Consider the following 8,439-nt stretch of genomic DNA (forward strand, 5'->3'; position numbering starts at 1 on the left):
CCTGTTCTACCTTTAGCATCTTGAAGATTCGGGATAAACTCGCTTGCTGCTGCTTGTTCAACGGCTTTAAGCATCTCTTCTTCTGTCGCATTTGGTCTGCCATACATCAAATTTTCACGCACAGAACGGTGCAATAATGAAGTATCTTGAGTTACCAAGCCAATTTGTGAACGCAAACTTTCTTGCGTAATATCACGAACGTTCTGACCATCAATGGTAATTGAGCCGTTTTGAATATCGTAGAAACGGAGCAATAAGTTCGTCAGTGTTGATTTTCCTGCCCCACTGCGCCCAACTAAACCGACTTTTTCACCTGGTTTAATCGTTAAATCAAATTTTTTAAGCAATGGTTTACGTGGATCGTAAGCAAAATCAACGTGATCAAACTTGATTTCGCCTTTGGTTACCGCAAGTGGTTTGGCATCGGTTTTATCCACCACACTATGTGGTTTCGAGAGTGTTCCCATTCCATCTTGTACTGTGCCAAGATTTTCAAATAAACGAGCGAATTCCCACATAATCCATTGTGATAAACCTTTGATGCGTAATGCTAAAGCAGTTGAAGTTGCTATCGCACCCGCACTCACAAGCTCTTGTGACCAAAGCCACAAGCCAATGCCTGCCGTAGAAACGATTAAACTGATGCTCGTGAAGTTAGTCAATGTTTCAATCACTGTCACCAAACGCATCTGTTTATGCACCGTGACCATAAACTCTTCCATTGACTCTTTCGCATAAGCTGATTCACGATTGCCGTGTGAGAAGAGTTTGACTGTAGCGATGTTAGAATAAGCATCGGTAATTCGTCCTGTCATGAGGCTTCGTGCATCTGACTGTTCTTGGGCGGCAAAAGCAAGTTTCGGCACGAAAATTTTAATGGTTAAACCAAGTGAAATAACCCATAAAATAAAGGGCAAAAACAGCCAACTATCAAACTGCAGCAAGATCACACTTGAAGTTGCAAGATAAACGGCAACATAAATCAGCATATCTGCACAGGTCATCACCACATCGCGCACTGCAAGGGCTGTTTGCATCACTTTTGCTGATACACGCCCTGCAAATTCGTCTTGATAGAAGCCCATACTTTGTCCAAGCATCAAGCGGTGGAAATTCCAACGTAAACGCATAGGGAATACACCTTGCAAACTTTGGAAGCGGATACTGCTTGATAAAAAGACAAGCAGCACGCCTAAGATTGCGATGCAAAACATTGTGATAATTGAACCGCTTTTCTCTGCCCAAAGTTCAGACGGGCTGAAGTGATTGACCCAATCGACCAATTCGCCCATAAATTGAAACAGAACCGCCTCAATAATCCCCACACTTGCTACTAAGATGGTAAGCAAAATCAAGTAAAAGCGCATTCCTTTTGTTGCATCATAAATGAAAGGAAGCAAACCAGCTTTTGGGGTTTGAGGCTGTTCGTTTGGATAGGTTTCGATTCGATTTTCGAACCAAGTGAATAATTTATTGAACATATTTTTCCTAAAAGATATTAAACAAAACAGCCCCAAAGGGGCTGATTTATGCGGAATCTAACACAAAATTCCTAGATTTAAGGATTCAACAACTTCTCATCTAATGCTAAATCTTCGTTGCGATTTATACCAATGCCTTTTGCTAACACATCACGTGCAATTTGGTGAGCTTCTTCTAAAGAGTGCTCTTTATATGAACCGCATTGGTATTCGTTTAGCTCTGGAATTTTTGATACATCTGGCACTTTGTTTAACGCATCTTTCATTGAAGCTGTCCATGCTTGTACTACATCTTGCTCACTTGGTGCACCAATTAAGGACATATAAAACCCAGTGCGGCAACCCATTGGCGAAATATCAATAATTTCTACGTTTTCGCTATTTAAGTGATCGCGCATAAAGCCTGCGAAAAGGTGTTCCATGGTATGAATACCACGCACTGGTAGAATATCAATATTTGGGCGGCAGAAGCGTAAGTCAAACACGGTAATAGTATCGCCTTTTGGCGTTGTCATTGTTTTTGCTATGCGAACTGCTGGAGCATTCATTCTAGTATGGTCTACTTTAAAACTATCTAATAAAGGCATAATTTTCTCCTAATAATAAATCTTTCTATTCCGCAATTCCTTGATCCCACTCTGGGGCTTCTTGCGGAATTTTACGTTGTAATAAGAAATGGCGGTTTGGTTTCGCCTGTGGTTGCACAACTCGGCTTGATGGGGTTGAGAACGCGATACCACCGTTTAACAATTGCGACATTGTTCCTGAGTTCATACTTACGCCTTGTAAGCTAATATCCATCGTGTAACCTGAAGCCGCCCAGAATTCGGTGTTATTACGTACCAAATGCTGATATTTATTTTCAATTGCTAAGTGAATAAAAACCCGATCGCCTAGCTCACTTAAGTTCATTTTTTTGACAATACCTACCTGCATTCCGCGATATAAAACGGGTGCTTCAACTTGAATGCCTTGTGCATTACTGGTTTCCACAATCACAGGAAAACCGCTGTCGTAAGTGGTTTTGAGGGTATCCGTGTCCTCAAGAGTAAACTGAGTTTCAGCTTTACCACTCCCCGCTTCCACGCTAATATAATTTTGCAATGCCGCATCAATGTTTTTCACCCCTGAAGTAGAAATTTCAGGCGAGATCACATTAAATTTGCTGCCTACTTTAGCAAGCAATGGATAATATTGCCCTTCGACATAAGCGGTCGCTTTTATCTGTTTTCTTGCATTTTGCAATTCAAGTTTTTCGACCTTACCCACGGTCAAACCCATATATTTGATGTCCATTCCTTCTGATAACTTGGAAGCATCTTTAGCAATTAACGTGAGGTAAGTATTACTCGAAAGAGCTTTATCTTTGCTTGCAAAAAGGGTTTTGCTGCCACTTCCCGCTTGATTATCAAAGCCAATTGCCCCTTTAAGCGTTCGCATAATTGGTGCAGCTTGAATATTTACCCCTTTAAGCGACACATCAGCAGAAACAGCAGGTTCAACCCAATAACGACTTTTTTCGCTGATTAAGTGGCGATAAGCAGGTTCAATAAAGAGATCAACCTCAAACTGTTTTTGCGTTGGGCTCACTTTCAGCACTTCCCCAACTTGGAAGTCACGATAAAGCACAACCGATCCTTGGCTTATGCCAGAAAGCTCTTTTGCAGAAAGCGTCAGTGTTGCTCGTTTTTCACTAGATGCTACACCAAGCTCGGCGTGATCCGTGTCTTTGTAAAGCGGGTATTCACTTTTTGCCTCGCCCGTTGGCTTATCTGAAATTAAACGCACACCTCCTTTCACCCAATCACTTGGCGAGCCTGCTTTAATGCGTAAACCATCTAGCCCGATATTTACATCTAAGTTAGAAATCGCCATAAATTTACTATTTTGCCCAACCAAATGACGATATGGGGGATAAATCACCCCTTGGAACTCAACGTTATTCAATGTGAGTTTTCGTTTTAAAATTTCACCAATTTGCACATCGTTGTAATAAATGCCTTGCCCTTCATCTACGCCATAAGATTCACTTGCATGGAATGTTAGAGTTAACATATTCGGCAGATTTAATAGAAAATCTTCTTCTCTTTCTACATTGAATTGAAGTTGTTCTTTTCCAGATCCACTTATTACATCAAAATAAGCACCACGAAACAGATCGCTGATCTTACTAATTTGATCGGCGTTTAAACTAAATTTAGGCTCTCTTAATAAAATTTTCGTCTCTGTTTTAAATAAATGAATATAATTTGGATCAATTAATAAAGTACCTTTCAAAATACCCTGTTGTGTTTTTTGCATTTTATCAGTAATGCCGTTAATATCTTTTGGTTGCATTAAGTCCGTTAAAATGCCGATTTGAACATTTTTATGAAAAACGCCAGTCTTTTGCAATTTAAGACTTTCGTTCATTGGAACTAAAATTTGAACATCAATACCACGTTTAGCAGATTTAAAATCGTGATAGAGTGAATAAGTTTGTCCTTGTTCAGCTGCTTCAGCATTATCTGGAGAGTCAAAAGCTACACCACCAATGACCATTGAAGCAAGGCTGTCCATAGAGACATCAACCCCAGACAGATTTGCTTTCACATTCACTCCACTAATATTCCAGAAACGGCTATTTTTTTTCACTAATCCCGCATCTTTTTTATTAATGAGTAAATCAATTTCAACTTTTTTACGATCGGCACTAAAACGGTAATCGGCAACTTGTCCTACTGGTGCTTTACGGTAATATACGGGAGAACCTGAAGATAACGAGCCAAGATCATCAGAAATTAATTTCACTAATAAGGCATCATCACTCGCAATTGCAAGAGGTGCTTCATCTTCAGCAATAAATTCATCTTCTCTTTTGGCGTTAGGATCATTATTGGGCTTTAATGTGATGTAGTTACCTGAAACAAGCGTATCTAAACCAGAAATCCCAGCAAGAGAAGCGGTGGCTTTTACTAGCCAGAATTGTGTGCCTTCTTTGAGTACAGAACGAGCTTCTGGATTGATTTCCGCTTGTACTTCAACTTCTTTTAAATTATCTACAAAGTAAACTTTTTTCACGATACCGATTTGTAAACCTTGATAACGCACGGCGGTCTTGCCTGCTGTAATACCGTTACCTTCGTGAAAACGGATCGTAATTATCTCTCCTCGTTCTTGTAAAATTTGGAAAAACAGCAAACAACCAATAATAAATGCCACGATTGGCAACAACCAGAAAGGAGATATTCTGCGAGGTTTTTTGATTTTTGCAGGCTTAGCATCTAATTGATCAGTCATAAATTCCTCTTAGATAAAAATTTTATTTATAAATATCTTGCCCATCACGACGCGTTTTTAATAAACGTAAAATCCAGACATATTGCTCTGGCGATTTGGTGACGAAATATTCAATTACTTTATTCATTTCACGAGCGGATTGCTCAGGCGTGCCCGAAAATTCAAGCGGTGGTAAAAATTCCATTTGATACACACCTTTATCGGCTAGGTAAGATGGAAACATTGGGATAACAACAGCATTCGCTAATTTTGCCATTTTTGTTAATCCTGGCAAGGTAGCTTTTTCTGTGGCGAAAAAATCGGTATATACGCTTAGCTCTTCACCAAAATCTTCATCTGGTAAAAAATAACCCATTTTGCCTTTTCTAACATCAGCTAAAAAAGGTTTAATCCCATTTTGGCGTGTGTGCATTCGCCCACCAAAGCGCTCGCGAGTTGCATTCCATAACCAATCCACGAGTGCATTTCGGTGTGGATTATACATTGAAACCATCGGCATTCCGTGTGTATGCAGAATAATCCCGGACGCATCAATTGCCCAAGTGTGTGGCACAAGCAGAATAATATTTTTGCCTTCCGCTTTGGCTTGATAAATGTGCTCAAGCCCGATAAATTCACTCCGTTTTTGCAGATGTTTCACCGAGCGCACTGCAATTTCGCCAATGCCCAACATGGTTTGAGCTACAGTAATAAACATTTTTTCAATGATTTCCGACCGTTTCTCTTCACTCCAATCGGGGAAGCAGTAACGTAGGTTCACATCAGAACGATGAAATTGCTTGTTGCCTGTTTTTTTCAAATATCGACAAATGATTTTACCAACTAAAGCAGCCAATTTATCGCGTAATCGATAGGGAATAAAACCTAATATGAGCAATGTAAATACGCCTAGCCAAACGCCCCAATACTTTGGTAATAAAAATTGCCATAAAAATTTATGTGTGTAGCCTTTTTGCTCTGTAATTTCAGTCATCTTCATCTATTTTTTATCAATCAAGTTTTTAATGGCTAACATTACCCCTAAACCTATAAAGGCACCAGGGGGTAAAATGGCTAATAATAAACCAGAATCTAAGTGTAACACATCTAGGCGTAATGATTTCGCCCAATCGCCTAATAATAAGTCTAACCCATCAAAAAGCGTGCCTTGCCCAAGTAATTCACGCAATGCCCCCAATACAACAAGACTTAATGTTGCCCCTAAACCCATCGCAAAGCCATCAAAGGCAGATTGTGCCACATTGTTCTTTGAAGCGTAAGCTTCTGCTCGTCCGATCACAATACAGTTGGTTACAATCAATGGAATAAAAATCCCTAGTGATTGATAAACCGAATAAGCAAATGCATTCATTAATAATTGCACTGCGGTTACTACAGTGGCGATAATCATCACATAAATCGGAATACGAATATCATTAGGGATCACTTTGCGAAACAGCGAGATCGTAGTATTTGTGGCAATCAGTACAAACATTGTTGCCAAGCCAAGTCCTAACGCATTCGTCACGCTGTTTGATACCGCTAAAAGCGGACAAAGCCCAAGCAATTGCACCAACGCACTGTTATTTTTCCAAACACCATCCATAAATAGCGTTTTCCAGACACTTGGTGTTGGGCTGTTTTCCGTTTCGATTTGAGTAACAGGAATTTGATTTTCAATTTCTGTTGACATAATTCCTCCTATTTGCACGATCTCAGCTGCTCAACAAGTTCAGGATGCTGTACCAATTCGGTCATTACCCATTTCGCATTTTCACGCACATTATTGACGACTGCTCGCGGGGTAATCGTCGCTCCCGTGAATTGATCAAACTGACCACCATCTTTTTTCACTGCCCAAGCGGCTTCATTCTCAAGTGAAAACACCTTACCTGCGAAAGATAAAATCCAATCTGAAATGCGAGTTTCGATTTTATCGCCTAGACCTGGTGTTTCGGCGTGTTGCAAGGTTCTCACACCTAACACCTTGCCATCTGGTTCAATTCCCATCAGCAATACAATATTGCCTGAATAGCCGTCAGGTGCAGTGCCTTGTATTGCGTAAGCAGTTGTTTTATCTGCTTTTTTTGCAATATAGATGCGGTTTAAATGTGGTGCATCAGGTAAATTTGCCACTTTACAAGTTGCCAGTAAATCATTATCGAAATAATTTCGTGGGACAACCTCGTGTAATAAAGCTCGTTGCTGATTAGCCGTTACTTCATCAATTCGCCCTTTAGTAAGCAGATAAACGCCCGTAGAAACCGCAGTACAAACCAAGGCAATCATTCCCAATAACAGGGCGTATTTTAAGGTAATTTTTGAGGTATTCATTATTTTCTCGTCCCGTACAATCTTGGTTGCGTATAGTGGTCAATCAGCGGTACGCAAATATTGGCTAGCAACACTGAGAATGCCACTGCATCGGGGTAATTTCCATAATAACGAATCAGGTAAACCAACAAGCCAATTAAGCCACCGAAAATTAGTTTTCCACGTGGCGTAATGGAGGCGGAAACGGGATCAGTCGCAATAAAGAACGCTCCAAACATCATCGCCCCACTAAAAAGATGTTGCCACGTTTCCCACAATGCACTGCTCGAATCGGCAAAAGCGAGTTGTTTCACCGCATTGTCCGTGTAGCTACACAACACAAACACCGCCAACATCGCTACTGGAATTTGCCAGTGAATGATACGTTTCGCAATCAGGAAAATCCCACCAATCAAAAACGCCAAATTGATTTGAAACCAGCCGTTAAAGCCCAATTTATCGCTGATATTTTGTGCAAGTTCTGGTGCAATAAAACCTTGTGCCTTCATCGCTAATTTCGCACTATCAAGCGGTGTTGCTTGAGTAATACCATCTACGCTATCAACTAATTGACGCAAACTAAATCCATCACTAGTTACGCCAGTAAAAACCAAATGAAAGGCGTCGTTCATCGTTGGCGGCTCGCTTAATAGCTGGCTTGGTACGCTCCATGAGGTCATTTGCACAGGGAACGAAATCAATAGCAACGCATATGCTACCATAGCAGGGTTAAACAAATTCTGCCCTAATCCACCGTAAATATGTTTTGCCAGCAGTAAAGCAACAATCATCCCGATCATCACGATCCAATAAGGGGAATAAGGCGGAATAGACATTGCTAAAATCAGTGCGGTTAAAATGCCAGAGAGATCCGCCAAATAGAAAGCAGTCGGTTTTCGGCGAAGTTTTGCCACAGTAAGTTCAATAACCACGGCAAAGCTAACTGCAATAATAACCTGCACCAACACGCCAACGCCGAAGTAATAGCATTGCACAACAAGGGCGGGCAACATAGCAACCATCACCCATAACATAAATTTGGCGGTTAAATTACTCCCATGTGTATGTGGGGAGCTGACCATTTTAAACATTGATGCTTCCTTTTCTTTCCATTATTCGGTTATTGTTCACTCTGTTGTTGAGCTGCTTTTTTTGCTTTTGCACGAGCAATCGCCGCAGCAACAGCGGCTTTGCGAGGATCAAGCTCTTCCGTTGGTTTTGCAACCTCTTCGGTTTTTTCGACCGCTTGCTGTGCCTCTTTCTTCGCTTTTGCACGAGCAATCGCCGCAGCGACAGCGGCTTTGCGAGGATCAAGCTCTTCGGTAGGTTTTGCAACCTCTTCGGTTTTTTCGACCGCTTGCTGTGCCTCTTTCTTCGCTTTTGCACG

7 protein-coding genes and 1 pseudogene are annotated in these 8,439 nt (G+C 41.0%); all 8 read right to left on the bottom strand.

The window, feature by feature from the left end; translation table 11 throughout:
• Positions 1 to 1,481 (bottom strand): ABC transporter ATP-binding protein (locus KH943_RS07805; RefSeq protein WP_304109755.1); only part of this gene is annotated, 1,481 nt, incomplete at its 3' end.
• A gap of 77 nt (positions 1,482 to 1,558) precedes the next feature.
• Positions 1,559 to 2,068 (bottom strand): S-ribosylhomocysteine lyase, encoded by a 510-nt coding sequence (gene luxS / locus KH943_RS07810; protein WP_304109757.1) that lies wholly within the window; start codon positions 2,066 to 2,068, stop codon positions 1,559 to 1,561.
• Between the two features lie 25 nt (positions 2,069 to 2,093).
• On the bottom strand, positions 2,094 to 4,760 hold the full coding sequence (locus KH943_RS07815) for an MlaD family protein (protein WP_304109759.1): 2,667 nt from the start codon (positions 4,758 to 4,760) through the stop codon (positions 2,094 to 2,096).
• 22 nt (positions 4,761 to 4,782) lie between these two features.
• Positions 4,783 to 5,733, bottom strand: a complete 951-nt coding sequence (lpxM, locus tag KH943_RS07820) for a lauroyl-Kdo(2)-lipid IV(A) myristoyltransferase (protein ID WP_304109761.1) — start codon at positions 5,731 to 5,733, stop codon at positions 4,783 to 4,785.
• Between the two features lie 6 nt (positions 5,734 to 5,739).
• On the bottom strand, positions 5,740 to 6,432 hold the full coding sequence (locus KH943_RS07825; RefSeq protein ID WP_040217377.1) for an electron transport complex subunit E: 693 nt from the start codon (positions 6,430 to 6,432) through the stop codon (positions 5,740 to 5,742).
• A gap of 8 nt (positions 6,433 to 6,440) precedes the next feature.
• On the bottom strand, positions 6,441 to 7,073 hold the full coding sequence (gene rsxG / locus KH943_RS07830; RefSeq protein WP_304109763.1) for an electron transport complex subunit RsxG: 633 nt from the start codon (positions 7,071 to 7,073) through the stop codon (positions 6,441 to 6,443).
• On the bottom strand, positions 7,073 to 8,143 hold the full coding sequence (gene rsxD, locus KH943_RS07835) for an electron transport complex subunit RsxD (RefSeq protein WP_304109765.1): 1,071 nt from the start codon (positions 8,141 to 8,143) through the stop codon (positions 7,073 to 7,075). Before rsxD ends, rsxG begins: the two co-directional genes overlap by 1 nt.
• Positions 8,144 to 8,172: 29 nt before the next feature.
• Positions 8,173 to 8,439 (bottom strand): annotated as a pseudogene (locus KH943_RS07840) (electron transport complex subunit RsxC); the annotation flags it as partial.

Origin of the sequence: Haemophilus parahaemolyticus, assembly GCF_018373095.1 — a bacterium.
GTDB classification, from domain to species: Bacteria; Pseudomonadota; Gammaproteobacteria; order Enterobacterales; family Pasteurellaceae; genus Haemophilus_A; species Haemophilus_A parahaemolyticus_A.

Excerpts from the sequence above, each read along its gene's own strand:
- luxS (WP_304109757.1), bottom strand. The coding sequence starts at position 2,068 with ATGCCTTTATTAGATAGTTTTAAAGTAGACCATACTAGAATGAATGCT.
- KH943_RS07815 (WP_304109759.1), bottom strand. The coding sequence starts at position 4,760 with ATGACTGATCAATTAGATGCTAAGCCTGCAAAAATCAAAAAACCTCGC.
- lpxM (WP_304109761.1), bottom strand. The coding sequence starts at position 5,733 with ATGACTGAAATTACAGAGCAAAAAGGCTACACACATAAATTTTTATGG.
- KH943_RS07825 (WP_040217377.1), bottom strand. The coding sequence starts at position 6,432 with ATGTCAACAGAAATTGAAAATCAAATTCCTGTTACTCAAATCGAAACG.
- rsxG (WP_304109763.1), bottom strand. The coding sequence starts at position 7,073 with ATGAATACCTCAAAAATTACCTTAAAATACGCCCTGTTATTGGGAATG.
- rsxD (WP_304109765.1), bottom strand. The coding sequence starts at position 8,143 with ATGTTTAAAATGGTCAGCTCCCCACATACACATGGGAGTAATTTAACC.